The sequence below is a fragment of the Symbiobacterium thermophilum IAM 14863 genome, from assembly GCF_000009905.1.
Classification (GTDB): Bacteria; Bacillota; Sulfobacillia; order Symbiobacteriales; family Symbiobacteriaceae; genus Symbiobacterium; species Symbiobacterium thermophilum.
Genome location: NC_006177.1, coordinates 224,430 through 250,015, shown reverse-complemented (window position 1 = coordinate 250,015; position 25,586 = coordinate 224,430). Strand labels below are relative to the sequence as shown.

Genomic DNA, 25,586 nt, shown 5'->3' with positions numbered 1-25,586 from the left:
GGATAATGAAACCCCGGGAAGGCCGATAGCCCTCCCGGGGTGTTTCTGTTCCGGTTTCGTCTCCGGCGCTAGTCGTCGCCGCCGGTCAGGGCCGGCTCGGTCTCCCGCACCACCTGCTCCGGCAGGAGCTTGTTCAGCACCACGCCGACCAGGGCGGCCAGGGCCATGCCGCCCAACTGCAGCCCGCCGGGAAGCGGCAGCGCGGCGCCGCCGATCCCCAAAACCAGCACCACTGCGGCGATGACCAGGTTGCGCCCGTTGGTAAGGTCCACCCGGGCGTCCACCACCTGCCGGATGCCGATGGAGGTGATCATGCCGAACAGGACGATGGAGATACCGCCCATCACCGGCGTCGGGATCGCCTGCAGCAGGGCGCCCAGCTTGCCCACGAACGACAGGGCGATGGCGACAACGGCCGCGATGCGGAGGATACCGGGATCGTAAACACGGGTGACGGCCAGGACGCCCGTGTTCTCCGAGTACGTGGTGTTGGCCGGGCCGCCCAGCAGGCCGGCGAGGGCGGTGGCCAGGCCGTCGCCCATCAGGGTCCGGTGCAGGCCGGGATCACGGATCAGATCCTTGCCGATCACCGCACCGTTGGTGGTGATGTCGCCGATGTGTTCCACCATCGTCACCAGAGCCAGGGGGGCGATCGCCAGAATGGCCGAGAGGCTGAACTTGGGCGCCGTCACCGGCGGGACGGCTACCCAGGAGGCCTGGGCCACGGCCGCCCAGTCCACCAGCCCGAACGCCGCCGAGGCGGCGAACCCCACCAGAAGGCCACAGATGATCGGCAGCAGCTTCAGGAAGCCCCGGGCGTAGACCGACACCAGCACCACCGTCAGGAGCGTGATAAGGGCCACGAGCCAGTGGGAGGAGGCCATGTCCACGGCCACGGGCGCCAGCGTCAGGCCGATGACCATGATCATCGGTCCGGCGACGATGGGCGGGAAGAAGCTGCGGATCCGGTCGACGCCGAACAGGTAGATGAGTCCCGACAGAACCAGGTAGACGAGGCCCGCCGCCACGATGCCACCGGCGGCGTACTCCAACCCCTCCGTCTGCCCGACCAGCTGGATGGCGGCGATGAAGGCGAAGCTGGAGCCCAGGAACACGGGCACCCTGCCCTTCGTCACCAGGTGGAACAGCAAGGTGCCGAGGCCCGCGGTCAGCAGGGCCACGCTGGGGTTGAGCCCCGTCTGGATGGGCACCAGCACCGTGGCCCCGAACATCGCCGCCACGTGCTGCAGGCCCAGCACAAACCGCTTAGTCGGAGAGAGCGTTCCCGTCGAACCCGCCATCGCACATACCCCCTGATCATGATGCTCCTGCGACGCATAAAAAAGGACCTCTTACCGGCGAGGCAAGAAGTCGCGTGGCAGGCACACCCGTGTCAGGGCGCACCGAACCATGTGACCTTGCCAGTCTCACAGGACTGCCTTAAAGGTCGCCGGTATTTAATTCTGAGTCAGTATAACACGACCTGCCGCGGATGACCAGAGTCCTTTTCCTCTTCCGCCGGCAGATTTTTTGGGCCTCCCGGCAGGTATTTCATGCCAGAAGTTAGGATTCTTTCCTGTCGGGAAGGAGGGGTTCTTTGAGATGGTGGAAGGCCGGACCACCGTCCTGATCGCCAACGACAACCACGAGGAACGCCAGCGCCTCATGGACAAGTTCGACGGCATGTCCGAGTTCACCGTGGTGGGCGAGGCGCGCCACGGCCTGGAGGCGGTGGAACTGGTGCGGACCCTGCGCCCGGACCTGCTGATCCTGGACGACGTCCTGCCGCACCTGGACGGCTTGGGCGTACTGGCGGAGCTGGGCCCGGAGGGGCGCCCCCACGTCCTGCTGCTCCTCTCCTGCGCATCAGACCTGCTGGTGCAGCACTACTACGAGAAAGGGGCCAGCTACTGCCTCCTCCGCCCCGTCCAGCCGGATCTGGTCGCGGAGCGCGCACTGCTCGTCTGCGGCCATCCGGCCGCGTCGCAGACCTCATCCGCGGGGCGCACGGTGCCCAGCCCACGCACCATCGCCGAGCTCCTGCGGCGCAGCGGCGTACCGGCCCACCTGCAGGGGTATCGCTTCCTCAAGGACGCCGTCCAGTACGTCCTCAGCACCAACAAGACGACCTGCGGGATGACCAAGGAACTCTACCCGCATATCGCCCGACTGCACGGCACCCAGCCCAACCGGGTGGAACGCTCCATCCGCCACGCGATCGAGGTCGCCTGGGGGCGGGCCGACATCAACGACCTGCAGCGGCTCTTCGGCTCGACGGTGCACCACGTGCGGGGCAAGCCGACCAACGCCGAGTTCGTGGCCATGCTGGCCGATCACCTGCGGGGAGCGGTGGGCTCCTGAGCAGCCCCCGCTCCCCCGGCTGTCTGGGCTCCGATGATCAGCAACCGGCCAGCACCCGGCGCGCCTCCTCCATCCCCCTGGACAGCGCCTCGCGGTTGATGGGGATGTACCGCGCCTTGTCCTCGCCCATAACCTTGGGCAGGACCTCCAGGATCGACTCGACCTTCACGACGGGCACCACCGCCAGCAGCGCGCCCAGGGCGATCATGTTGGCAAAACGCACGTTGCCCAGCTCCACCGCCAGGTCCGTGGCGGGCACCGGCACAACGGTGATGTCCGTCCGCGTCGCCCGCCCCGTGCAGAGGGAGGTGTTGACCACCAGCGTGCCCCCCGGCTGCACCGCCGGCGTGAACTTCTCCAGCGACGGCTGATTCAGGACGATGCAGGCGGTCGGTTCCGATACCATCGGGCAGGCCACCGGCTGGTCGGAGATCACCACCGAGCAGTTGGCCGTGCCGCCGCGCTGCTCCGGTCCGTAGGCGGGCACCCACGAGACGTGCTGTCCCTCCAGGTTCCCTGCGTAGGCGAGCAACTGCCCGGCGGTGAGCACGCCCTGGCCACCGAATCCGGCGATCAGAATCTCATGCGTGTACACCGGCCAGCGCCTCCTTCGTCACATCCTTGAACTCGCCCACGGGGAAGTAGGCGAGCATGTCGTTTAGCACGTAGCGGTTGGCCTCGGCCGGGGTCACCCCCCAGTTGGTCGGGCAGTTGCCCAGGACCTCGACCATCGAGAACCCCAGGCCGTTCACCTGCGCCTCGAACGCCTTCCGGATGTACTGCTTCGTCTTCACGATGTTGGCCACGTCGGCGACGTGCGTTCGGGCCGCGTACGCCGTGCCCGGCATCTGCGCCAGGAGCTCGGCCATGCGGTACGGCCGGCCGCTCTCCTCCTGGCGGCCGTAGGGGGTGGTCGCGGTCACGGCGCCCATCAGGGTGGTCGGCGACATCTGTCCGCCGGTCATGCCGTAGATGGTGTTGTTGTACATGATCGCCGTGATGCGCTCGCCCCGGGCCGCCGCGTGGATGATCTCCGCGGTGCCGATGGCCGCCATGTCGCCGTCGCCCTGGTAGGTGAAGACGAACAGGTTCGGCCGCGCCCGCTTCACGCCGGTGGCCACCGCGGGCGCCCGGCCGTGGGGGGCCTGCACGAAATCGGTCTCGAAGTAGTTGTAGGCGAGGACGGAGCAGCCGACCGAGGCCACGCCCACCGTCCGCTCGCGCAGGCCGAGCTCGTCAAGCAGCTCGGCGATGATCCGGTGCAGGACGCCGTGGCTGCACCCGGGGCAGTAGTGGGTGACCACGGGCGACAGCGACTCGGGCATGCCAGCGATGCACTTCATCAGGCCTCTCCTCCCATCCGTTCCTGAATCTGGCCCAGGATCTCCCGCGGCGTCGGGACCATGCCGCCGAGCCGACCGTAGAAATCCACCCGGGCCCGGCCGAGCACGGCCAGCTTCACGTCCTCCACCATCTGGCCGCTGGACATCTCCACGTCCAGGAACCGGCGCACGCCCCGCTCCGCCAGCCGGGCGAGCCCGTCGCCCGGGAACGGCCACAGGGTGATGGGACGGTACAGCCCCACCCGGAGCCCCTGCTTGCGGGCCGCGTCGACCGCCGCCCGGGCGATGCGGGCCGACGTGCCGTACGCCACCACGACGAGATCCGCATCGTCGCAGCGGTACTCCTCCCACCGCTTCTCCCGCTCCGCCATGGCGCTGAACTTGGCCTGCAGCACGCGGTTGTGGGCTTCGAGGTTCTCCGGGTTCAGCTCCAGGGAGGTGATGATCCGCTTCGGCCGGCCGGCGGCGCCCGTGAGAGCCCAGTCCTTCTCCACCGCGTGGGTCTGTACCGGCGGGAAGGAAACCGGCTCCATCGTCTGGCCCAGGAGCCCGTCGCCCACGATGGCCACGGGGTTGCGGTAGGCGTCGGCCAGGTCGAAGGCCAGGATCGTCAGGTCCACCAGCTCCTGCACGGTGGAGGGGGCCAGTGCGATCATGTGGTAGTCACCGTGTCCGCCGCCCTTGACGATCTGGAAATAGTCGCTCTGGGAGGGCTGGATGTTGCCCAGGCCCGGGCCGCCCCGCATGATGTTGACCACGACGCACGGCAGCTGCGACCCGATCATGTACGAGATGCCCTCCTGCTTCAGGGAGTAGCCCGGCGAGGAGGACGACGTCATCGCCCGCACGCCCGTGGCCGCCGCGCCCAGGAGCATGTTCACCGCGGCCAGCTCGGACTCGGCCTGCAGGAACGTACCGCCGACCTCGGGCATGCGCCGGGCCATGTACGCCGGCAGCTCCGACTGCGGCGTGATCGGGTAACCGAAGAAGAACCGGCAGCCCGCCCGGATCGCGGCCTCGCCCAGGGCTTCGTTGCCCTTCATCATCATGGTCGTGGTGGGTTCCATCGGGCATCCCCTCCTAGGCGATCTTGTAAATGGTGAAGACGACCTCAGGGCAGACCAGCGCGCACGCCCGGCAGCCGGTGCACCGCTCCGGAGCGATGGCCACGGCCGCCCGATAGCCCAGCGCGTTGATCTGGTTCCCCATGGCGAGCACCTCGCGCGGGCAGGCCTCCGTGCAAAGCTCGCATCCCTTGCAGCGATCCTGATTCATCTCGAGCTTGATGCCGCGCAACCCCATAACCCCCTTTTCCCACGTCGTCTCCGCTGACCGCCGGACCGCCTACGCCAGGGCGAAGGGCTCCGCCTCCCAGGGCGGACGCATGCACAGCCGGAGCGGCAACAGCTTCAGCCCAGGCAGCGCGTCCACCAGGTCGGCGCGCACGGCCGTGCAGCACACGGGCAGGTCCAGCAGGCGGGCGGCTTCCTCCACCTGCTTCAGGCCCTCCAGGACGTGCTCGGGGCGGGTCAGCGGACCCAGGTTGGCGTTGTTCACGAGGCCGGTCAGCCGGATCCGGCCGATCTCCTCCAGCCAGCGGGCGTACCGGGCCACCTGCTCCGGCGACCCCGTGTCCGGCCGGTAGGGGTTCACCACCATCAGCGCCTCGTACGTGCCCGGCCCGAGGCGCATGCTGCCCAGGACCCGGGCGCCCTCGCCGCCGCCGATGTCCGCCACCACCGGTCCGTCGTAGGCGGTCATCGCCTGCACGGCCCGCGCCGCGACCACCGGCAGGTCCGAGCGCCACAGGTCGCCGGCCGGACGGACCACCTCGACGCCGGCCGCCGCCAGTTGGTCGGCGACGTCCCGCGACCGGTAGTAAGGCGTGATAAAGTCAAGGTCCAGCAGCATAGGCCGCTTTTGCTCAGCACACAGCGAAAGGGCGAAAAAAACGGCCACTTCGGTCTTGCCAGAACCGAAGTGACCCACCACGAGGGTACGGGCAGCCTTCTCCATCGCTATCCCCCCGGGTTCATCTTAACCGTCGCGGATGGACCGGGGGTATCGGTAGTTGGGTTTAGACACAAAGGGCTATCCTGACAACGCGAAAATTGCGAACGCACCCTAATCCTCGTCATCGTCCGGTGCGGCGGACTCGTCATCGTCGCTCACCGGGTCAAACCGGTCGAGGCCGGGGATCTCCTCCACGGGCAGGCGCAGTTCGATCAGCTCGCCCTGGCGCAGAACCGTCATCGGCACCTGATCGCCGTACCGACGCGCGGAGAGGAGCTTCCGGATCATACCGGTGCTCAGCACCGGCTGCCGGTCGCCGACGGCCATGATCATGTCCATCTCCTGCACGCCGGCACGCCGGCCCGGCCCGTCGGATGCGACGTGCTGGACGACCAGGCCCCGGTCCGTGGGCAGGTTGAGCATCTCCACCCAGATGTCGTCGATGACGTCGACCTCGCCGGAGAAGCCCAGCCAGGGGTGGACGGCGTAGCCATAGTCGATGATCTGGCTGGCCACCCGGGCCGCCACCGAGGCCTGAATGGCGAGGCTCAGGCCGCCCTGCCACGGGATGCCGTTGATGCCCACCACCCGGCCCTCCAGGTCGATGAGGGGGCCGCCGGCGTTGCCGGGGTGGATCGCGGCGCTGGTCAGCAGGAGTCCGTCCACCGGCAGGTTGCCCCGGCCGCGCGCCTTGGGGCGGTAGACCGTGCGGTCGCTGCTGCTGATGATGCCGCTGGCGGCCGTGTGCTCCTGCCCCAGGGCGTAACCCACCGCGGCGACGAAGAGCCCCACCGGCGTCGTGCCGTCCGGCGCGAAGGTGGGCGGATCGTGGGGGAGCCGCTCCTCGACCTGCAGGACCGTCAGGAAGTAGAGCGGATCGACGCCGATGCACTCTGCCCGCCGCCGCTTGCCGTCAGCCGTCTTGATGGTGATCTCGTCCTCTGGGGCGACGATCTGCGCGGTGCTGATGATATGATAATGGTCCAGGATCACCCCGGTACCCAAGGCAACTTGCCCCGTCTTGGGCGTGGCGGCGTAGATGTGCACCACCGCCGGGCGCACCCGGTCGAGCGCCGCAATCAGGGCTGAGGAAAACGGGTCCACGCCCACACCCCCAATCTTTCCAACGTAGCCACTCTAACATGCCATTTTACGTACGTTGTCGCGCGTTCTCAACCCTGGTCGGGCGGCCCGAACGAACCGGCTCGTCCGAAACGTCTCTTCTATGGTGTGGCAGGAAGCGATCCGGTACCGGTGAAATCCTGTAGGATACGTCTGACCTCGGAGGGATCGCCCGAATGATCGAACTCCTCAACGTCTCCAAGAGTTACAGCGGCGGGACGAAGAAGGCGGTGGACAACCTCAGCCTCACGATCCGGCCGGGCGAGGTCTTCGGCTTCCTCGGTCCCAACGGGGCCGGCAAGACGACCACCATCAAGATGATCGTCGGACTGCTCCGCCCCGACAGCGGCACCGTCCGGGTCGGCGGCTACGACGTCGTCAGGCAGCCGCTGGAGGCCAAGCGGCAGCTGGCCTACGTGCCCGACACGCCGGAAGTCTACGACAAGCTGACAGGCCTGGAGTACCTGAACTTCATCGCCGACGTGTACGGCATCAGCCCCCGGGAGCGGCAGGAGCGCATCGCGCAGTTCGCCGACGCCTTCGACCTCACCCACGCGCTCCTGGACCGGGTGGACAGTTACTCCCACGGCATGCAGCAGAAGCTGGTGCTGATTTCGGCGCTGATGCGCGATCCGCCGGTCTGGGTGCTGGACGAGCCCATGGTCGGCCTGGATCCCCGCTCCTCCTATCAACTGAAGGAACTGATGGCCGAGCACGCCCGCCGGAACCGGACGCTCTTCTTCTCCACCCACGTGTTGGAGGTGGCGGAGCGGCTCTGCGACCGGGTGGCGATCATCAACAAGGGGCGCATCATCGCCTGCGGCACGCTGGATGAGCTGCGCAGCGGGCAGACCGGCGAAACGCTGGAATCCATCTTCCTGGAGCTGACGGAGAAATGAGGAACGTCTGGCCGCTCGTGCGGGTGCAGCTCCGCCAGACCTGGCGCGGCAGCCTGGAGCGCATGACGGGTACCCGGTCCCGCCTGGGCCTCCTGCTGATCCCCCTTCTCATCCTGGCCTTTCTTCCGCTGATCCTCCTGTTCGTCGCCATGTACGTGGGCCTGTACTGGGGGCTGGAGCCGTTCGGTCAGGCCCCGTTCGTCCTGACGGTTGCGCTCACGGCCGGTCAGTTGCTCTGCCTGATTTTCGGCGTGCTCTACGTCATCTCCGTGTTCTACTTCAGCCAGGATCTTCGCCTGCTCATCCCTCTGCCCCTGCGGCCGGGGGAGATCGTCCTGGCCAAGCTGGTCTCGATCCTCCTCGGCGAGTACCTCAGCATGGCGCCGGTGGTGATCCCCGGCCTGGCGGTCTACGGCTTCCTGGCCGACGTGGGGCCACTGTACATCCCCTTTGCCGTGCTGATCTACCTCATGCTCCCCGTGTTCCCGCTGGTGCTGTCGGGCCTGTTCAGCCTGCTCCTGATGCGGATCACCGCGCTCCGCCGCAACCGGGACCTCTTCCGGGTCTTCGGCGCCCTGCTGGGCATCGTCCTGGCCATCGCCCTGCAGTTCGCGACCCGCTTCCAGCAGGGGAACCTGCAGGCCGAGGACGTGCAGCGGTTCCTGGAGAACCAGCAGCCGCTCATCCAGGGCGTCTCCCGCTGGATCGTCACCTCCGCCTGGGGCACCCAGGCGCTGCAGGCCGGCAGCCCGGCCCTGGGCATCCCGTACTTCCTCCTGTTCACGGGCGCGGTGGCGGCTTCCCTGGCGCTGTTGGTCGCGGGCGCGGAGCGGTTCTTCTTCGGCGGACTCCTGAGCGGCGGCGAGCGGGCCACGTCGGGACGCGAGATCAGCCGATCGGAGCTGGCCGAGCGGACGGGCCGGGTGCAGTCGCCCCTCCGGGCGCTCTTCCTCCGGGAGGTGCGGCTGCTGAACCGCAACCCCTCGCACCTGATGACCGCCATCTCCACCCCGGTGCTCATCCCCCTCTTCATCGCCATTCCGATGGCGACGGGCAACCTGGTTGTGGAGGGGTTCGACCTGGCCCGGCATGCGGACTCCCCGTGGGTGCCCGCGATCCTGCTGGCCGCCGTCTTCGGCATGAGCTCCACCTCCGTCATCGCCTCGTCGGCCGTCAGCCGGGAGGGGCGGTGGTTCTGGATCAGCCAGTCGCTGCCGGTGGCGCCCCGGGTGCAGATTCACGCCAAGCTGCTGCACAGCCTGCTGTTCAACCTGCTCAACCTGCTGATCGTGGGCGCCGCCGCCCTCTGGCTGGGGCTCGGCACGCCGCGCAACCTGGCCGTCCTGCTGGCCGGCGGCCTTCCGGTGTGCGTGCTCAGCGGGTACAGCGGGCTGCTCATCGACGTCCTGAAGCCCCATCTCACCTGGACCGACCCGCAGCAGGCCATGAAGGGGAACATCAACTCGCTCCTCGGCATGCTGATCCACCTCGGGGTCACCGCCGTCACGGTCGGCGCCGCCATCGTGCTGTACGCAGCCGCCCGCCCGTTCTTCCTGCCCGGCCTCGTGATCGTGCTGGCACTGGAGGCGTGGCTGCTGGGCCAGATCGTGGGTGCGCTGGCCGACGCACGTTACGCGCAATACGAGCTGTAGGGAGATGATCCGATGGGTCGCACGCTGATGGCCATAGGCGCACTGCTGTTGGTTGTGGGCGCTGCGATCGCCCTGTTTGAGCGCTTCCTGCCCGGCATCGGCCGGCTGCCGGGCGACATCATCATCCGGCGCGGCAACTTCACCTTCTATTTCCCGATCGCGACCAGCCTTCTGGCCAGCATCGGCCTCACGCTGCTGTTCTGGCTCTGGCAGCGGTTGGGACGCTGACTTGCCGGTCCCCGGCAGGCCGGCCTGCGATATCAAGCGGATAGGGGGATGGGTCCATGATCTTCATCAGCAATCGCAGCCAACAGTTTTACCAGCTGCTTCGGGAGGCAACCGAGAACGCTGCCGAGGTGGCCGGACTGCTCGGGCGGCTTCTCGAAGAACCCGTCCACGTGGGGAACCTGGCACCCGAGATCAAGCAACTGGAGTCGAAGGGCGACGACCTGACTCACCGGCTCTTCGAGCTGATCCACAAGACGTTCGCGACGCCGCTGGAGCGCACCGATCTGGCGACGCTGGGCGTGGCCATCGACAACGTGGTGGACGCGATGGAGGCGGCCGCCGCCCGGGTCGGCATCTACCGCCTGTCGGCGTCCGATAAGCACCTGCGCGCCTTCGCCCAGATCCTGCGGGCCCAGGCCACCGAACTGGTCGCCGCCATCGACCTGCTGGCGGGAGGCAAGCTGCTGGAGATCCAGGACCGCATCCGGCAGATCAACACCCTGGAGAACCACGGCGACGACGAGCTGCGGCTCGCCCTGTCCGAGCTCTATGATCGCAGCGCGTCCGACCCGGTTCTGTTCATCACGATGAAGGAGATCTACGAGATGCTGGAGCAGGCCACCGACGAGGTCGAGACGGTGGCCAATGTCCTCGAAGGCGTGATCATGAAGCGGGCGTGACCGCCCGCCGTCCGGGAAAGCTCACGGTCCTCGCCAGGCCGCACCGCGGCCTCGGCGAGGACCTCTGTTGCTCAGGCCGGCAGAGCGGGCACCCTTTCAGCCTACCCCCGCAGAGGCATTCCTGCGAGCACCCGCTTCCGCAGGTACGGCGCAGGCCGGTACCGCTCCTCTCCAGTCTCCCGCTGCAGCCCCTCCAGCACCGCCAGGACCTTGTCTGGGCCAAGTTCGTCCGCCCACTCCAGCGGACCCAGCGGGTAGTTGAGCCCCAGCTGCATCGCGGTATCGATCGCCTCAGCGGTGGCTATTCCCTCTTGCAGGGCGAAGGCCGCCTCGTTGATCAGACACGCCAACAGCCTGGCCGCCACCAGCCCCGGGCTGTCGGTCACCACCTCGGTGTCACGGCCCAGCGAGTGGAAGAAACGCACCGCCGTGGCCGTCGCAGCCGGGTCGGTCCGCAGCCCCGGCGCCACCTCCACCAGCTCGCGCCGGCTCACCCGGGGGATGCCCCCGTAGCCCACGACCCGGGCCGGGTTGACCACCTGGGTCGCCAGTTCCGTCGTCGACCGGGTCGAAGCCTCGATCAGGACGACCACCCCAGGGGCGGGCTGCCGGCCCACCAACAGCGCGGGATCCCCCAGGACCACCAGATCGGCGTCGGCGCAGCAGTCCACCATGCGGTAGCCGGCCCGCGCAGCGAGGTCCGCCAGGTCCGCATCGCCCAGCACCGCCACGTTCCGGATCTCAGGCAATCGGGGCGTCGGCGCCAGGGAATGCTGCGCCGGGGCCGGGCCGTCCAGCGCCCGCCCTTCCCGGTACCGGTACCAGCCCTGCCCGGTCTTGCGCCCCAGCCTGCCCGCCTTCACCATGCGCTCCTGGAGGGGGTGCGGACGGAACCGGGGGTCGCCGAAGAACTGCTCGTACACCGACCGGTGCACGGCGAAGTTGATGTCCATACCCACCAGGTCCATCAACTCGAAGGGGCCCATGCGAAAGCCGCATGCCAGGCGCGCGATGCGGTCGATCTGCGCCGCGGTCGCCACCTGATCCCCCAGCAGCCGCAGCGCCTCTCCGGTGAACGGCCGGGCCACCCGGTTGACGATGAACCCCGGGGTGTCCCTGACCCGCACCGGCACCTTGCCCATCGCCTCGGCCAGGGAAACCGTGGCCTGGAGCGCGGCCTCACCGGAGGCGTCGCCGCCGACCACCTCCACCAGCCGCATCGCCGGCACGGGGTTGAAGAAGTGCATGCCCACCACCCGGTCTGCCCGGCCGGCCAGCGCACCGATCTGCGTGACCGAGAGCGAGGAGGTGTTCGTCGCCAGCACCACGTCTTCCCGGCACAGCCGGTCCAGCCGCTCGAACAGCCGACGCTTCAGCTCCAGGTCCTCCGGCGCCGCCTCGATGACGAAGTCCGCGGCGGCAAAATCCCCCAGGCTGGTGGTGGTGGTGATGCGGCCCAGGACCTCAGCGACCTGCGCATCCGGGATCCGCCCCCGCGCCGCCTGCCGCTGCAGATCCGACTCCACCCGCCCGAGAGCCCGGGCAAGGGCCTCAGGATCGACGTCATAAAGCAGCACGTCGAACCCGGACTGCGCCGCGACCTGCGCGATCCCCGCGCCCATCGTACCGGCCCCGACGACGCCTAACCGACGCACCGCTGCTACCTCCCCGTGAACCTGGGCTCCCGCCGCTCCACGAAGGCCCGGATACCCTCCCGGGCATCCTCGGTCGCGGCAGCGATCTCCTGATGGTAGGCCTCCAGCGCCAGCACCTCGTCCAGGGAGCGCTCGAGCCCGCGGTTCAGCTGCCGCTTGATCCACCCCACGGCGCGGGGGCCCCGCGCTAGCCACCCGGCCCACTCGGCCACCGCCGGCTCGAACTGGTCGTCAGGCACCACTCGGTTGCACAGCCCCAGCGACAGGGCCTCCGCCGCGCTGACCCGGTCGCCGAACAGGGCCAGTTCCATCGCTTTGTGGTAGCCCACGAGGCGCGGCAGGAAATAGGACGCGCCGGAGTCGGGCACCAGGCCGATGCGCGCAAAGGCTTGGATGAACGCCGCGCTCTCGGCCATCACGATGAGATCGCAGGCCAGGGCCAGGCTGACGCCTGCGCCGGCGGCCACCCCGTTGACGGCGGCCAGGACCGGCTTCTCGAGGCTGCGGATCTGCGCGATCCAGCGGTTGTAATAGCGGCGCACCAGGTCGCCGATGGGCATGTCCCCGATCGACTGCAGATCCTGGCCGGCGCAGAACGCGCGCCCCTCGCCGGTGATGACCACACACCGCACGGCCGGATCCCGCTCCGCCTGCTGCAGGGCCGCAATCAGCCCCTCGTGCTGGGCTTGGTTGAAGGCGTTGAGCCTCTCCGGTCGGTTCAGGGTGATTCGGAAGACGCCTTCGCCGTCCAGGGCACAGCGCACCGCCGTCTCGCTCACGGGCTTACCTCCCCTTCCACTCGGGCTTCCGCTTCTCGGTGAAGGCCCGCATGCCCTCCTTCTGGTCCTCGGAGGCAAAAGCCATGGCGAACAGCCGGCGCTCGTACGCGAGTCCGCTGCTCAGGCTGCCCTCGAAGGCCTGCAGCACCGCCTCCTTGGCCAGCCGCAGGGCCACGGGCGACTTGGACGCGATCTCGCCGGCCAGCTTCTGCGCCTCGCTGAGGTAGACCTCCACCGGAACCACCCGACTGACCAGACCGGCCGCCAGGGCCTCCTGCGCGGTGAGCATCCGGCCGGTCAGGACCATCTCCATCGCCAGCGACTTCCCGACCGCCCGGGTGAGCCGCTGGGTGCCGCCGGCGCCCGGCAGGACGCCGATGTTGATCTCCGGCTGGCCGAACTTCGCCGTCTCCGAGGCGACGATGATGTCGCAGATCATCGCCAGCTCCAGGCCGCCGCCCAGGCAGTAGCCGCTGACGGCAGCGACGATGGGCTTCTTGATGCGGGCGACTTCATCCCAGAGTTCGATGTAGTCCCGGGTGTACATGTCGATTGCGCCCAGCTCCGCCATCTCCTTGATGTCGGCGCCGGCGGCGAAGGCCTTCTCATTGCCGTGCAGCAGGAGGCACCCGATGCCCGGATCGCGCTCCATCTCCCGGAACGCCTCCACCAGCTCCGTCATCAGGCGGAAGTTGAGGGCGTTGAGCGCCTGGGGGCGGTTCAGCTGCACCCGGCCGACAGCTCCCTCACGAAAGACCAGGATGTTCTCGTACGCCACGGTCCTCTCCTCCTCCATCGTGGGCTTGTGTGGGTTCAAAGTGCCTCTCCAGGAACCGGAGCGCCCCGGGCCGCAGCCTGGCATAGTACGCCTGGAACAGCCTGCGCGCGTCGTGCCCCCGCCAGGTATCGGGCAGGAGCCGGCGCGGCAGCCCCGGGTCGACGAACAGGAACTTCCGGTAGTCGTGGACGAGGCGGATCTGCTCGACGAAGCGCTCCTCGTCGCTGTGCAGCCTCGACGACGCCTCCAGGCGGGGCTCCCAGCGCGCGATGAACCGGTCGTAGCTCGCCTGGATCGCCTCCAGATCCCAGCAGCGGCGCACCAGGTCGGGCGCCGACCAGGGCTCCGCGTACGGCGCGACGAACAGCGTGGCGTAGGGCTCCAGCCCGTAGCGCCGGAGCAGCTCCCGCACCGAGTCCTCGAGTGGGTTGGGCGAGATCCAGGTACCCGGCGACAGGTGGGCGAAGCCCGTCCAGATCAGCTCCCGGCGCAGGTCGTTGCGCCGGTTCCGCAGGGCCTCGGGGACCGAATAGACCAGTACCCGCCAGCGGCCGTCCCAGTCCACGTCCCGGCCGTCGTACACGCGCCGCGACGCCTCGGCAATGCGGCGGCGTCCCGCCGCGGAGAGCGCATAACAGGTCCGGTTTCCGACCTTACGCACCTCCAGCCATCCCTGGCGAGCCATGCGCGAGAGCGCCTGCCGCAGGGCCGCCTCGCTGACGCCGAACGGGCGCACCCAGGCGGCCAGGGTCGACGCCCAGGCCTCGCCTCCGACATGCTGGATGTAGTCGCCCCACAGGTTGAACAGCAGCGACCGGGCCTTCATCCCCCCACCTGCCTCTGAGCCGCGCAACATTCGGCCAGTGCTGACAGATTCGCCGTTTCCGGCCGCTCCCCTTCCTCGTACCCGGCGGCTGCCCCCCGGCGCACGACGGCAGGCTCACCTCAGCCGCATTGAAAAAGGCGCCGACCTGCCATAGAGGTCGGCGCCGTCCGTGCCCGGTCAGGGCGTGATCCGGTAGCGGCAGCACTGGCCGCCGTGGGCGATGCACTCCAGCCGTTCGATGTTCTCGGTCCCCAGAACGGTCTTGAAGAAGGCCAGCTCGTGGTCGCAGGCGTGCGGGTACCGTCGGGAGGCGAGGTGCACGGGGCAGTTGAACTCCTTCAGCACCAGGGCGCCATCCTCGTCCTGCTCGCACTGGGCCAGGTATCCGTTGGCCTGCTGGATCTCGGCGAGCTGCGCCACCCGTCCGGCGAGGGTGTCGGCGTTGACGTCGGCGCCGTAGCGCGCGACCATCTCTTCCCTCCGCCGCTGGAAAAAGGCCTCCACCAGCGCCGGGTCCGTGTCGTGCAGGAAATCCAGCAGCTCCACCGTCAGCGTGCTGTACTTCTTCGGGAACAGGTTGTCGGCCGCCTCGGTGAGCGAGTAGACCCGGGTAGGCCGCCCCATCGGCAACCGCTGCTGCACAGAGGTTACCAGCCCATCCCGCTCCAGAGAGGTCAGGTGGCGTCGGACCGCGACATGGGTGATGTGAAGGCGCTCTCCGAGTTCGCCTACGGTGAGGGGGCCAACAACCCGCAGCAGGTTGATGATCTCGCGGCGCGTGGAGGTCTCGTCCTGGCGGGGCATGAGATCCACTGGCAACTCGTTCCCCTCCTGTTCGCACTCGGCAGTCGTAACTCGCGGACATCCGATTGTAACTCGCCTACATTTTATCATATGAAAGATCAGCCGGATACTTTCTAAAGCCGTTTGTCACCAATTGTATCCGATATGTCTAGGGCACCTATCCGATGTGACGCCGTCACGTAGACCGAGGTGGGAGTCGCGTGAAACGGCACAAGAAGAGGGTGGGCCCCCCACCGTTGTTGGGGTTGATTGGGAGTTCTATAATTGTCGTTGGAGTGATTACACTGGAGGTGAATCCGGGTGTTCATGTGCAAGTACTGCCTGGAGCAGTTCGAGGATGAGCGCCTGGCCTACATCCTGTTCCCGGAGAGCCGGAAGAACCACCCTGCGGCTGACGCCTTCGCCCTGAAGTTCTGCTCCCGGGCCCACCTGGTTGCGTTCCTGCAGCACATCTCCCACCAGCACCAGCCGTACTCGCTGACCAGGGTCGCCGGCAACAGCCGTGAAACGTTCCCCGCGGCGCCGCCGCTGGACCTGCTGCACCAGATGAGCCAGATCGCCTGACCGGTCCCCCGGATGCCGGCGGGGCTGTCCAGGACGCAGAACCCTCTGCGTTCCGGACAGCCCCGATTGTGCACGTAGCGATCAGCTCCGCGCCTTCTCCCGCGCGGTGCGGATGAGCTCGCGGATCCGATCCTTGCCCACCAGCGTGACAAAGCCGCCGATGCGGGGGCCGCTGTCCGATCCCAGCAGCACGCCGTAGAGGATCTGGAAGAACCGCTTCGGCTGCATGCCGTGGGCCCTGGCGATGTCGAACACCCCGGTCTGGATTTCCTCGGCGTCGTCGGTACGCTCGATCAACTGCTCGAACTCCTCGACCAATGCCCACTCGGCCTCGGTCAACTCCGGGGTCCTGCGGGTGGGAAGGATGAAGTCCTCGTAGTAGTGGATGGCCTTCTCCAGCAGCTCCCGCACAAAGGGCTCGTTGGCCCGGATGCGCTCGTGGCCAAAGGAGCGGCCCAGGTACTCGAGCAGCACGTCGGGGTCGGTCTCCGAGATCGCGTTGACCAGGTTGATGATGTCGGAGTAGCGCAGACCGCCAAGATCCGGCCGGTCGCCGTGGTAGTAGATGAACGGGTACTGGGGGTCTTCAGGGCTCATGGTGAGCGTCTCGTCGGTGTACTGGATCACCGTCTCGGGGCTGAGCCGCTTCTGCTGGCGCGGGTTGCGGAACATCAGCAGGTTGAGCGAATCCTGGGTACCCCAGCGGCCCCAGTTTTCCATCGAGATGCCGATCCCCGAAGACTTGGAGATCTTCCGCCCCTCCTCCGTGAGGAAGAGCTCGTAGAACATGGTGTTCGGCGGGTCGCCGCCCAGGAGCCTGACGATGGCCTTGGAGAGCTTGGCCGAGTCGATCAGGTCCTTGCCGTGCATCTCGAAGTTGACGCCAAACACGTACCAGCGCAGGGCCCAATCGGCCTTCCAGAAGAACTTGCCCCGGCCGCCCAGCGCGCTCTGGGTGCCCCGGTAGCCGCACCCGTGCACGTCGCGGAACGAGCCGGTGCAGGAGTACGTCACCGTGACCGCATCCGGGTCATAGGACTCCACCCGGGTGGTATACACCTTCCCGCAGTTTTCGCAGACCGGAAGCCACGGGAACCAGCCTTCCCGGTTCTCCGGCCGCATCGTGGGCAGCACCAGGTCGATGATGCCCTGCATATGGCGGAACATGTGCCGGATGCCCTCGTCGAAGGTGCCGTCGGCGTAGCAGTCGGTCGCGGAACGGAAGGTGGCCTGGATCTCCGTCTTGGCCATCATCTCCAGGAGTTCGGCGTCCATGTGGTGCCCGAAGGACTGGTGGCAGCCGTAGGGATCGGGAATCCGGGTGACCGGCTTGCCCAGGTGCTCCTGCAGCCAGGGCGCGTCGATGTTGGTCGGGATCTTGCGCAGCCCGTCCATGTCGTCCGAGAAGACAATGATCTCCGACTCGCGCCCCATCTCCCGGAGGGCCTTGGCCACGTAGAAGGTACGCACCACCTCGCCGATGGTGCCCATGTGCGGGTGGCCGGACGCACCGAACCCGGTTTCCAGGATGTAGCGCGGTTTATCCGGCCAGCGCTCGATGATGCGTTGTGCTTCCTGGTATGGCCAGAGGTTCGGATAGTTGCTCATCACACTTCTCCTTCCCGCACCGTGGGTCTCTTACCCTGGTGATTATACAGAAACCGGTGAGCCCAGACAAGTTCATGGAAACGGCGCTCCCTGGGGCAGACTAGATGCCAAAGGGGGGCAGAGCATGGAAAAGAACCGGAATCGCCCGGAGGATGCGCTGCAGGGTTCCGTGCGCTCCGAGACCCAGCGGGTGCTTTCGCAGCTGCGGGAAGGGGAGGCCTGGAGCCACCGGGCGGTGGCGATGGGCTACCTGGCGGGCGGGAACGAAGGGCAGTTCCTGACGGCCGATCAGAGCCTGGGCGATGCGGGGGACACCCAAAGCCCCACGGACATCGACACAGGGAGGTGACGCAATGCGCGGGCTGAGACGTTGGTTGGCGATAGCGCTGGTGGCCGCCTGGGCCTGCCTGCTGCTGGGGGGCACCTCCCTGGCCGCCGGCTCCGAGGCGGAGAAGCAGGCGCCCAAGCTGTCGCCCGGCATGGAGCAGTTGCTGAAGGACATTCGCGCTCTGCGACAGAGCCGGCTGGAGCAGCTGAACGCGGAGATCGATCAGCTGATCGACCAGGCTCACCGGGCGGGGAAGATCACCGACGAGGAGGCTGCCCGGCTCCGGGAATGGCGGGCCGTGCGCCGGATGGGGCTCTCCCCGCACGCCTCGGAGGCCGAGGTGAAGGAGAAGCTGGATGAGGCGGTGAAGAACGGGCGCCTCACCAAGGAACAGGCGAAGCGGATCCTCAAGGAATGGCAGAGGGCCCGGCGCGCCCACCACAAGGCCCGGCCGTAGTGCCCCCGGGCTTCGGGTAGAACCGGCTTCTCCGCCGTCAACGGCAGGGCGACGCATGTTGATGCGCCGCCCTGCATGTACTTCACGCTTGCATGGCCACAGTCGCCGGGGCGGCCTGCGGCGCCGAGCCCCTTGCCCGCGGCGCCAGTGCTACGTCGGCTCCCAGGCGATCCGGCGCGCCTCCCGCAGCCTCCGCTCCACCGCCGGCCAGTTGACCACGTTCCACCACTGCTCGATGTACGCGGCGCGGTCATTCCGATACTTCAGGTAGTAGGCGTGCTCCCAGACGTCGAGGGGCAGGAGGGGAACGACGTCCCACTGGCTCAGATTCTGGTGCTTCTCCGCCGTCAGGATCTCCGTGCGGTTCGCCCGGGGGGCCCAGACCCAGACGGCCCAGCCCCCTCCCTCCACGTTCTCGGCGGCCTTGCTGAACTGCTCCCGGAACCGCCTGAAGTCCCCGAAGTCCTGTCGGATCTGCGCCAGCACCTCGCCGCCGGGCTCACCGCCGGCGCCCGGCGCCATGCTCTCCCAGAAGAGCGTGTGCAGGTAGTGGCCTGCGCCGTTGAAGGCCAGTTCCCGTTCCCAGTGTTTCACGAGGGCCCAGTCGCCCGCGGCGCGCGCCTCGGCGAGGGCCCGCTCCGCCCGGTTGAGCCCCTCCACGTAGCTCCGGTGGTGCCGGTCGTGATGGAGCCGCATCGTCTCCGCGTCGATGTACGGCTCCAGCGCGTCGTACGGGTACGGCAGCGGCGGCAGCCGATGGCCGCCCGGCGGCACCGGGCGCGGCGGGGACAGCTCCCCCGCCGGCGGCACCCCCCGGCCTGCGGCGGCGCGTACGAACTCCGTCAGCGCTTCATACGCGCGCCGCATCAGAGCCGCCGCGTCCGGGCGCCCGCTTGCGGACCGGTCGGCCCGCAGGGCCGCCTGCGCCTCCCGCTCCAGCGCCTCGAACCGCTCCTGCCAGCCGCTCAGGTCGTCTGCCGCTCCGCCCTCCGGCTTCAGGCACGCGATCGCCGTGCGCGCCTGGCGGGCCCAGTCGGCGATGTGCTGGCAGACCAGCGCGTAGGAATCGTAGGGATCGAAGCCGAACACGCCGGGCCTCCCTCCTTCGCCCCACTACTCTATGCAGCGGGGCCGGCGGTCAGCCCGGCGCACGCCTCAGCTCTTCGGGTTGAACGTGACCGCGGTCAGGAAGGCGAAGACGATCGCCGCCGCGATGCCGGTGCTGGTCACCTCGAACATCCCGGTGAGCACGCCCACCAGGCCGTTCTGGTCCAGCTCCTGCAGCGCCCCCTTCACCAGCGCGTTGCCGAAGCTGGCGATGGGGACGGAGGCGCCTGCGCCGGCGAACTCCACCAGCTTGTCGTACAGGCCGAGCCCTCCCAGCACGCCGCCGGCGACCGTCAGGCCGGAGAGCACGTGGCCCGGGCTGAGTTTGGTGTTGTCGAGGATGACCTGGGCGATCAGGCAGATGAGGCCGCCGACGAGAAAGGCCTTCAGGTACATCATGGGGTTACGCCTCCACTGCGACCGCGTGTGCGATGGTGGGGATGCTTTCGCCCTGCTGGAAGCTGGTCGGCGAGAACAGGGAGCCCGTGGAGACCACCAGCAGGCGCCTTAGCCGGCCCCGCGCCATCTCCTTCAGCAGGTGCCCGCAGGTGACGATCGCCGAGCTGGCGCAGCCGCTTCCGCCGCTGTCGACGTTCTGCTTCGTCGTGTCGTAGACCATGACGCCGCAGTCCCGGTAGTTTTCGCCCAGGTACAGGTTCCGCTCCGCCGCCAGGCGCCGGGCCATCTCGTAGCCGAACTTGGCCAGGTCACCGGTGACGATGAGGTCGTAGTCGTCGACGCTCCGGCCGGTGTCCCGCAGGTGCGCCTCGATCGTGTCCACGGCCGCCGGCGCCATCGCCGCCCCCTGGTTGAGCGGATCGGCGACTCCCCAGTCCACCACCTTGCCGGTGGTGCAGTAGGTGATCCGCGGCCCCTCCCCGGCGGAGGCGAGCACGACGGCCCCCGCTCCGGTCACCGTGTGCTGCGCGTAAGGCTTCCGCTGGCTGCCGTACTCGGTCGGGTAACGGTACTGCCGCTCGGCCGAGCCGTAGTGGCTGGAGACCGCGCACAGCACCCGGTCGGCGAAGCCCCCGTCGATCAGCTTGGCGCCCAGGGACAGGGCCTCGGTGAACGTGGAGCAGGCGCCGTACAGCCCGTACAGCGGCACGCCCAGCTCAAGCCCGCTGAAGGCGGTCGTGATCAGCTGGTTGAGCAGGTCCCCGGCCAGGAAGTAATCCACGGCCGGCGGTTTCTGCTGGATACCGGCCCGGCGCAGGGCCAGGTTGCAGGCGTCGATCATCATCTGCCGTTCGGCCTTCTCAAAGGAGTCCTGGCCGACGGTCAGGTCGGGATACGTCAGGTCGAACTCGTGTCCCAGCGGCCCCTGGGCCTCCACCGGCCCGGCCACCGCGGCCGCCCCCACGATCACGGGCGGCTGCTCCAGACGAACCGTCTGCGCCCCGATGTGCTTCCTCGCCACCGCAATCCCTCACCGCACCAGCCGGGCGATGCCCGTGATGATGCCCACCGCAAAGGCCGTGACCACCCCGTAGACGATGACGGCGCCGGCCAGCTGGAACATGCGGCCGCCGATGCCGAAAACCAGGCCCTCCCGCTTGAACTCCAGCGCCGTGGCCGTCATCGCGTTGGCGAAGCCGGTGACCGGCACCGCCAGGCCGGCGCCCGCGTGCCGGGCCAGCTTGTCGAAGTAGCCGAGGCCCGTAAGCAACGACGACAGGAAGATGAGCGTGGCCACCGTCGGATCGGCCGCCTGTTTGTGCGAGATGCGCAGGACCCGCTCCCAGAAGTCCGTGATGCCCTCCCCCAGCGCGCAGACCAGCCCCCCGGAGACGAAGGCCATCACGGCGTTGCGCAGACGGGGCGGGCTCGGCTCCGCCCGGGCAACCATCCGCCGGTACAGGGACTGCTGCGTCTCCTGCGAGGCTCCCTCTCGGATCGTCACGCTCGGACACCTCCGGAGAGCTAGTCTGCGCCTGCGCCCCGGCGGGTATGCGAAAAGGCAGGCGCCAGGCGCCTGCCTTTCCGTCGGGCCATCCCCGCAAGGCCAGTTGGGTCACCGGCCGCCGGGGATGACGACCACTGCGTGAACCAGGGCCATCACCCCCCTCCCGTCAGGTGAACTGCGCGCCGGCCGGCCGCAACGTCAGCGTACCCCGCAGGGCGGGCGGAATCAGCCCCGTGAACAGTTGGAACCGTTCTTTCCGGAGAGGATCTTGCGGATCGAGTCGTAGCTCAGATGGAACTCCCGCATGAGCTCCTCGATGCTCGCCCCCTCCCGCCGCCGCTGCCGGATCTGCTCGTTGCGCAGGGCCAGCTGCGCCCGTGCCCCCGTGCGGGTGCCCCACGGCAGCCGCTCCTGCGGGCGGGGGATATAGAGCTGCTCGCCGGCTGCATAGCGCTGGACCTCGGCCAGCAACTCGGCGGGCAGGACATCTGCGGCGTTCAGGTAACGTGCCAAGCGGAACCAGGCCTCCTCCGTCTTGATCAACAAGACAAAAACCGCAGGGCAACGCCCCGCGGTCGGGCCTGGTTACGTCTCTCAGGCAGACCGTGCGGGGACGTGCCGGAAAAACCGCGCGGCGACCGCGCAGAAAGTCAGCATGGCGATCATCGCCACCAGCAGAATGACGATCGACATTCCGGCACCTCCTCTCGCACGTTTTGCTCGGGTTCATCATAGCCGGGATGACAGACTCCTGTCAATAGCCTGACGCCGCGGGTTCTCCCCGCCTATCCCAGCCGGCCTCGCCCGACCAGCAGGTAGACGCCGATGCCCACCAGGGCGAGCGGCAGCACGATCCGCACCAGCGACCCGAGCAGGATCAGGGCGGTCATCCCGAGGCAGGCCAGCGCCACCACCCGGGCCCACCGCTGTACGCCTCCGGTCTCCCGCCAGACGAGCCCGAAGGTCACCGCCAGCCCGAAGAAGAAGAGCCAGCCCGTGTTGACCCAGGGCAGGATCCCGTCCACCAAGGCCACCCCGGCGAGGGTCAGCATCACGCCGGCGGGGATGATGGCCCACCACTGGCTCCGGTTGCCAGAGTACACGGCGGCGAAGATCAACCCGGGAATCGCCAGCGCCAACGGCCCCGACAGGGCCCGCAGCGGCCACACGACGATGCGGAGGTTCCCCAGGAGCAGGAGCAGCCCGAACGCTATCAGCGTGAGACCCCAGAAGACACTCCGGTTCACCTGTCCTGACTGCATCTTCCCACGCCCTTTCTGCGCAGCATCTGCTGGTATGACGTCGGATGGGCCCCGCGCCCCTTCAACGCGACTGCCCCCTTTACACCTGCACAAGCCGCCGCTATACTGATGAAGTAGATTCTGGAGTATACAAGGGGAGTAGCCGACCTGCACCTGCAGGTGGAGCAGTCGGTCAGTGCGGGCAGGACGCCCCCGGCTGTTCCGGCCGCCAGCATGGACTGGGGCATGGCAAGACCTTGTTCCACAGCGGAACAGGGATCTTGTCGTGCCCCTTATGTATTTCCCCGGCGGCATGACAGGCTGCTGCCCCGGTAAGGTTATGCGCTAGGCAAAGGAGAGAGATCGCGTTGCACAATCTGGAACTCACGGCCTTCTTTCTGTTCGTGATCTTCGCCACCTGGCTCGACCTGTTCGTCCTGCACAAGGACGACCACGACATCGGGCTGAAGGAAGCGACGGTGACCTCACTGGCCTGGATCCTGCTGGCCGTGCTCTTCAGCGGTTATGTGTACTACCGGTACGGCACCGAAATGTGGATGCAGTATATTACGGCCTACACCATGGAGAAGGCGCTCAGCGTCGACAACCTGTTCGTCATCGCCACGATCTTCGGTTTCTTCGGCATCCGCGGCGGCCTTCAGCACCGGGCCCTGGCCTGGGGCGTGATCGGCGCCGTCGCGATGCGCAGCCTGCTGATCTTCCTGGGCGTGGAGGCGGTGGAGCGATTCTCCTGGCTGCTGCCGGTCTTCGGCGTCTTCCTCGTGGTCACCGGCTTCAAGATGCTCCGGGAGAACGACGAGGAGAAGGCATCGCTGGAAGACAACAAGGTCTACAGGCTGCTGTCCAGGGTGCTGCCCGTCTATCCCGGCTACGACGGCCACGCCGTCATCACCCGCAGGAACGGCCGCTGGGAGCTCACGCTGCTGGGCATGGCCATCGTCATGGTCGAGGCGACCGACCTGCTCTTCGCCGTCGACTCGATCCCGGCCGTCATGGCCATCAGCCAGGACTTCTTCATCGTACTGACGTCCAACATCTTCGCCATCCTGGGCCTCCGGGCGCTCTACTTCCTGCTCGCCGGCATCCTGGGCAAGTTCCGTTACCTCAGCCTGGGGCTGGCCTTCGTCCTGCTGTTCATCGGCGGCAAGATGCTCGTCCTCCCGTTCGGCATCCACGTCGAGACCTGGATCTCGCTCTCCGTCGTCCTCGGCACCATCACCATCGCCATCCTGGCCTCGCTGCTCATTCCGGAGAAGACTCGTCCCGAGAGCGCAGACTAGGGGAGACGTCCCCGTCACGGCGAGAGGGCCGGGAACCCGCCTGCAGACTGGGCGGGTTCCCGGCCCTTCCTCGTAGGGGACGTGCTCAGTTGTCGAAATACATCTCGAACTCCACCGGATGGGGATGCGTCTCCAGATTCCGGATCTCGTCTTCCTTCAAGGCGATGAAGGTCTCGATCAGGTCCTCCGAGAAGACGTCGCCCTCCAGCAGGAACTCGTGATCGGCCTTCAGCGCCTCCACCGCCTGGCGCAGCGAAGAAGGCACGTGCTTCAGCTGCACCGCGGCCGACCCGGCGTGGTGGTAGATGTCGATATCCACGGGACCGAAGCCCGCCGCCGTCGGGTCGATCCGCCGGCGGATGCCGTCGAGGCCGGCCATGAGCTGGGCGGCCAGGGCCAGGTACGGGTTGGCCGTGGGATCCGGCGTGCGGAACTCGATCCGGGTGGTCTTGGGCGACAGGCTGACCGGAATGCGGATCGCGGCCGACCGGTTGGCCCGGGAGAAGGCCAGGTTGGTGGGGGCCTCGTAGCCCGGAACCAGCCGCTTGTAGGAGTTGGTGGTCGGGTTGGTGATGGCCAGCAGCGCGTCCGCGTGGGTCAGCAGCCCGCCGATATACCAGAGGGCGATCTGGCTCAGATTGGCGTAACCGTTGGGATCGTAGAACAGGTTCACGCCGTCCTTGGCCAGCGACTGGTTGCAGTGCATCCCGTTGCCGGAGTTGCGGTAGAGCGGCTTGGGCATGAAGGTGGCCGTCTTGCCGTGCGCCCTGGCGACGTTCTTCACCGCGTACTTGTACAGCATCGCCTTGTCGGCCGTGTCCGTCAGCGTGGAGAAGCGGAAGTTGATCTCGTTTTGCCCGGCCGACGCCACCTCGTGGTGGTGCCGCTCCACCACCAGACCCAGCGCCTGCATCTGCCGGGTCATGGCGGTTCGCAGGTCGGTCTGTTCGTCGATGGGCAGGGCCCGCAGGTACCCCTGCTGGTGCTTCACCTTGTACCCGCCGTTGGGAACCCGGCCTGAGTTCCAGTGCGCCTCCGCGGAGTCCACGTAGTAGAAGGAGGCGTCCGGGCCGGTCTGGAACCGGACGTTGTCGAACACGAAGAACTCGATCTCGACGCCCCAGTAGGAGGTGTCGGCGATGCCGGTCTGCCGGAGGTACTCCTCGGCCCTGCGGGCGACTCCGCGGGGATCGCGGCCGTACTCCCTGAGCCCGGGCTCCAGCACGTCCGCCATCAGGGAAAGCGCCGGCCCCTCGACGAAGGGATCGCAGACCACCGTCGCCGGGTCAGGCCGCAGGATCATGTCGGACTCGGCGATCCCGCGGAAGCCCCGGATCGACGAACCGTCGAAGAAGAAACCCTGGCTCAGTTGCTCGGCATCCACGACCTCCACCGGCACGGTGAGGTGGTGCAGCATCCCGAGCACGTCCACAAACTTCAGATCCAGCAGCCGAATGTCCTTTTCGGCAATCATCTCCAGCACGCGATCGACCTTCGCCATTCTCTCGTCTCCCCTTCGCATCAAGGTTGCGCATCCTGTCCGGGAACCCAACCTGATGGCGACCGGTCGTCCGCCTCTGGAGTTTTTCTGACCTGTGCCGGCCTATCCGGCCCGCAGCGGCCCAACCGCCCGGGTGGGAAGCCGTCCGACTGTCCGACTCCGCAAGCGGGCGGCCTTCTGCGCCTCAGCGACGACCCGTCGCCCGCCTGGCCGGAGTGGGATGGGATCCGCCTCCGTGTAGAGGCGGTGGCGCCCTTTGTTCCGGCGCCCCTTGTTGCGGGCGGGTGGCACGTACACCCGCTGCTCCCAGCTCCGCAGTGTCGAGGCTGCCGGCACGGCAACCGAGATCCTGCCGCCGGTGCGACCGGGAGCGCTCCGCACAACCCTGTCTCTCACAGCTTCCACCCCTCCCTTCTGGGCGGCGTCCGCCTCC

The 25,586-nt window shown here is 67.8% G+C and carries 28 protein-coding genes and 1 pseudogene; 9 read left to right on the top strand and 20 right to left on the bottom strand.

Features of this window, described 5'->3' with window-relative positions; all coding sequences use genetic code 11:
• Positions 1–68: 68 nt before the first annotated feature.
• Positions 69–1,301, bottom strand: a complete 1,233-nt coding sequence (locus STH_RS01165; RefSeq protein ID WP_011194361.1) for a uracil-xanthine permease family protein — start codon at positions 1,299–1,301, stop codon at positions 69–71.
• A gap of 301 nt (positions 1,302–1,602) precedes the next feature.
• On the opposite strand from STH_RS01165, the gene spo0A reads away from it, so the two are divergent.
• Positions 1,603–2,361 (top strand): sporulation transcription factor Spo0A, encoded by a 759-nt coding sequence (gene spo0A, locus STH_RS01160; RefSeq protein WP_043712978.1) that lies wholly within the window; start codon positions 1,603–1,605, stop codon positions 2,359–2,361.
• Positions 2,362–2,398: 37 nt separating this feature from the next.
• Here the strand turns inward: spo0A and STH_RS01155 are convergent, their stop codons facing one another.
• The 6 genes from STH_RS01155 to STH_RS01130 all read right to left on the bottom strand — a co-directional run bounded on the left by STH_RS01155 (position 2,399) and on the right by STH_RS01130 (position 6,821).
• Complete coding sequence (locus tag STH_RS01155; RefSeq protein ID WP_011194359.1) at positions 2,399–2,956, bottom strand: 2-oxoacid:acceptor oxidoreductase family protein; 558 nt, start codon at positions 2,954–2,956, stop codon at positions 2,399–2,401.
• The gene (locus STH_RS01150; RefSeq protein ID WP_011194358.1) at positions 2,943–3,704 is read right to left on the bottom strand and encodes a thiamine pyrophosphate-dependent enzyme; all 762 of its coding nucleotides are present in this window, start codon (positions 3,702–3,704) and stop codon (positions 2,943–2,945) included. The genes STH_RS01155 and STH_RS01150 overlap by 14 nt, the downstream gene beginning before the upstream one ends.
• Positions 3,704–4,771, bottom strand: a complete 1,068-nt coding sequence (locus tag STH_RS01145; RefSeq protein ID WP_011194357.1) for a 3-methyl-2-oxobutanoate dehydrogenase subunit VorB — start codon at positions 4,769–4,771, stop codon at positions 3,704–3,706. Before STH_RS01145 ends, STH_RS01150 begins: the two co-directional genes overlap by 1 nt.
• A 13-nt stretch (positions 4,772–4,784) precedes the next feature.
• On the bottom strand, positions 4,785–5,006 hold the full coding sequence (locus STH_RS01140; protein WP_011194356.1) for a 4Fe-4S binding protein: 222 nt from the start codon (positions 5,004–5,006) through the stop codon (positions 4,785–4,787).
• Positions 5,007–5,048: 42 nt separating this feature from the next.
• Complete coding sequence (locus tag STH_RS01135) at positions 5,049–5,720, bottom strand: hypothetical protein (protein WP_011194355.1); 672 nt, start codon at positions 5,718–5,720, stop codon at positions 5,049–5,051.
• Between the two features lie 108 nt (positions 5,721–5,828).
• The gene (locus tag STH_RS01130) at positions 5,829–6,821 is read right to left on the bottom strand and encodes a S1C family serine protease (protein ID WP_043712974.1); all 993 of its coding nucleotides are present in this window, start codon (positions 6,819–6,821) and stop codon (positions 5,829–5,831) included.
• A gap of 245 nt (positions 6,822–7,066) precedes the next feature.
• On the opposite strand from STH_RS01130, the pseudogene STH_RS01125 reads away from it, so the two are divergent.
• The 4 genes and pseudogenes from STH_RS01125 to STH_RS01110 form a co-directional block, all read left to right on the top strand.
• A pseudogene (locus tag STH_RS01125) lies at positions 7,067–7,738 on the top strand (ABC transporter ATP-binding protein); the annotation flags it as partial.
• Positions 7,735–9,390, top strand: coding sequence for a putative ABC transporter permease subunit (locus STH_RS01120; RefSeq protein ID WP_011194352.1), 1,656 nt, complete (start codon positions 7,735–7,737; stop codon positions 9,388–9,390). The pseudogene STH_RS01125 and the gene STH_RS01120, both read left to right, overlap by 4 nt.
• Positions 9,391–9,402: 12 nt before the next feature.
• Entirely contained in the window at positions 9,403–9,618 is a 216-nt protein-coding gene (locus tag STH_RS01115) for a DUF2905 domain-containing protein (protein ID WP_011194351.1), read from the top strand.
• 56 nt (positions 9,619–9,674) lie between these two features.
• Entirely contained in the window at positions 9,675–10,298 is a 624-nt protein-coding gene (locus STH_RS01110) for a DUF47 domain-containing protein (protein WP_011194350.1), read from the top strand.
• 101 nt (positions 10,299–10,399) lie between these two features.
• On the opposite strand, the gene STH_RS01105 is transcribed toward STH_RS01110, so the two are convergent.
• From STH_RS01105 to STH_RS01085, 5 genes are all read right to left on the bottom strand, one after another.
• Positions 10,400–11,953, bottom strand: a complete 1,554-nt coding sequence (locus tag STH_RS01105) for a 3-hydroxyacyl-CoA dehydrogenase (RefSeq protein WP_011194349.1) — start codon at positions 11,951–11,953, stop codon at positions 10,400–10,402.
• A gap of 5 nt (positions 11,954–11,958) precedes the next feature.
• Complete coding sequence (locus STH_RS01100) at positions 11,959–12,732, bottom strand: enoyl-CoA hydratase-related protein (protein WP_197525193.1); 774 nt, start codon at positions 12,730–12,732, stop codon at positions 11,959–11,961.
• Between the two features lie 4 nt (positions 12,733–12,736).
• Positions 12,737–13,510, bottom strand: coding sequence for an enoyl-CoA hydratase-related protein (locus tag STH_RS01095; RefSeq protein WP_011194347.1), 774 nt, complete (start codon positions 13,508–13,510; stop codon positions 12,737–12,739).
• Complete coding sequence (locus STH_RS01090; RefSeq protein WP_011194346.1) at positions 13,479–14,336, bottom strand: PaaX family transcriptional regulator; 858 nt, start codon at positions 14,334–14,336, stop codon at positions 13,479–13,481. Before STH_RS01090 ends, STH_RS01095 begins: the two co-directional genes overlap by 32 nt.
• 177 nt (positions 14,337–14,513) lie before the next feature.
• Positions 14,514–15,149 carry a helix-turn-helix transcriptional regulator gene (locus STH_RS01085; protein WP_242654590.1) on the bottom strand — a complete coding sequence of 212 codons (636 nt, stop codon included), beginning with the start codon at positions 15,147–15,149 and terminating at the stop codon, positions 14,514–14,516.
• Between the two features lie 291 nt (positions 15,150–15,440).
• Between STH_RS01085 and STH_RS01080 the strand changes: the two genes are divergently transcribed.
• Positions 15,441–15,704: a hypothetical protein gene (locus tag STH_RS01080; RefSeq protein ID WP_011194344.1), complete on the top strand. Its 264-nt coding sequence runs from the start codon at positions 15,441–15,443 to the stop codon at positions 15,702–15,704.
• A gap of 81 nt (positions 15,705–15,785) precedes the next feature.
• On the opposite strand, the gene lysS is transcribed toward STH_RS01080, so the two are convergent.
• Positions 15,786–17,312: a lysine--tRNA ligase gene (gene lysS / locus STH_RS01075; protein WP_050742046.1), complete on the bottom strand. Its 1,527-nt coding sequence runs from the start codon at positions 17,310–17,312 to the stop codon at positions 15,786–15,788.
• Positions 17,313–17,436: 124 nt separating this feature from the next.
• Here lysS and STH_RS01070 point away from each other — a divergent pair, with 124 nt between their 5' ends.
• Positions 17,437–17,661 (top strand): hypothetical protein, encoded by a 225-nt coding sequence (locus STH_RS01070; RefSeq protein ID WP_011194342.1) that lies wholly within the window; start codon positions 17,437–17,439, stop codon positions 17,659–17,661.
• 4 nt (positions 17,662–17,665) lie between these two features.
• A complete protein-coding gene (locus STH_RS18625; RefSeq protein ID WP_011194341.1) occupies positions 17,666–18,097 on the top strand; it encodes a hypothetical protein in 432 nt (143 codons plus the stop codon).
• A gap of 150 nt (positions 18,098–18,247) precedes the next feature.
• Here the strand turns inward: STH_RS18625 and STH_RS01060 are convergent, their stop codons facing one another.
• The 6 genes from STH_RS01060 to STH_RS01035 all read right to left on the bottom strand — a co-directional run bounded on the left by STH_RS01060 (position 18,248) and on the right by STH_RS01035 (position 22,372).
• Entirely contained in the window at positions 18,248–18,871 is a 624-nt protein-coding gene (locus STH_RS01060) for a superoxide dismutase (protein WP_242654589.1), read from the bottom strand.
• Positions 18,872–19,252: 381 nt separating this feature from the next.
• Positions 19,253–19,603, bottom strand: a complete 351-nt coding sequence (gene spoVAE / locus STH_RS01055; protein ID WP_011194339.1) for a stage V sporulation protein AE — start codon at positions 19,601–19,603, stop codon at positions 19,253–19,255.
• 4 nt (positions 19,604–19,607) lie between these two features.
• A complete protein-coding gene (gene spoVAD / locus STH_RS01050) occupies positions 19,608–20,624 on the bottom strand; it encodes a stage V sporulation protein AD (protein ID WP_011194338.1) in 1,017 nt (338 codons plus the stop codon).
• A gap of 9 nt (positions 20,625–20,633) precedes the next feature.
• Positions 20,634–21,107: a stage V sporulation protein AC gene (gene spoVAC, locus STH_RS01045; protein ID WP_011194337.1), complete on the bottom strand. Its 474-nt coding sequence runs from the start codon at positions 21,105–21,107 to the stop codon at positions 20,634–20,636.
• Between the two features lie 228 nt (positions 21,108–21,335).
• Positions 21,336–21,623: a CD3324 family protein gene (locus STH_RS01040; protein WP_043712966.1), complete on the bottom strand. Its 288-nt coding sequence runs from the start codon at positions 21,621–21,623 to the stop codon at positions 21,336–21,338.
• Between the two features lie 272 nt (positions 21,624–21,895).
• Entirely contained in the window at positions 21,896–22,372 is a 477-nt protein-coding gene (locus tag STH_RS01035) for a hypothetical protein (RefSeq protein WP_011194335.1), read from the bottom strand.
• A gap of 347 nt (positions 22,373–22,719) precedes the next feature.
• Between STH_RS01035 and STH_RS01030 the strand changes: the two genes are divergently transcribed.
• Complete coding sequence (locus STH_RS01030; RefSeq protein WP_011194334.1) at positions 22,720–23,652, top strand: TerC family protein; 933 nt, start codon at positions 22,720–22,722, stop codon at positions 23,650–23,652.
• A gap of 85 nt (positions 23,653–23,737) precedes the next feature.
• Here the strand turns inward: STH_RS01030 and glnA are convergent, their stop codons facing one another.
• Positions 23,738–25,153: a type I glutamate--ammonia ligase gene (glnA, locus tag STH_RS01025; RefSeq protein WP_011194333.1), complete on the bottom strand. Its 1,416-nt coding sequence runs from the start codon at positions 25,151–25,153 to the stop codon at positions 23,738–23,740.
• Between the last annotated feature and the right edge of the window lie 433 nt (positions 25,154–25,586).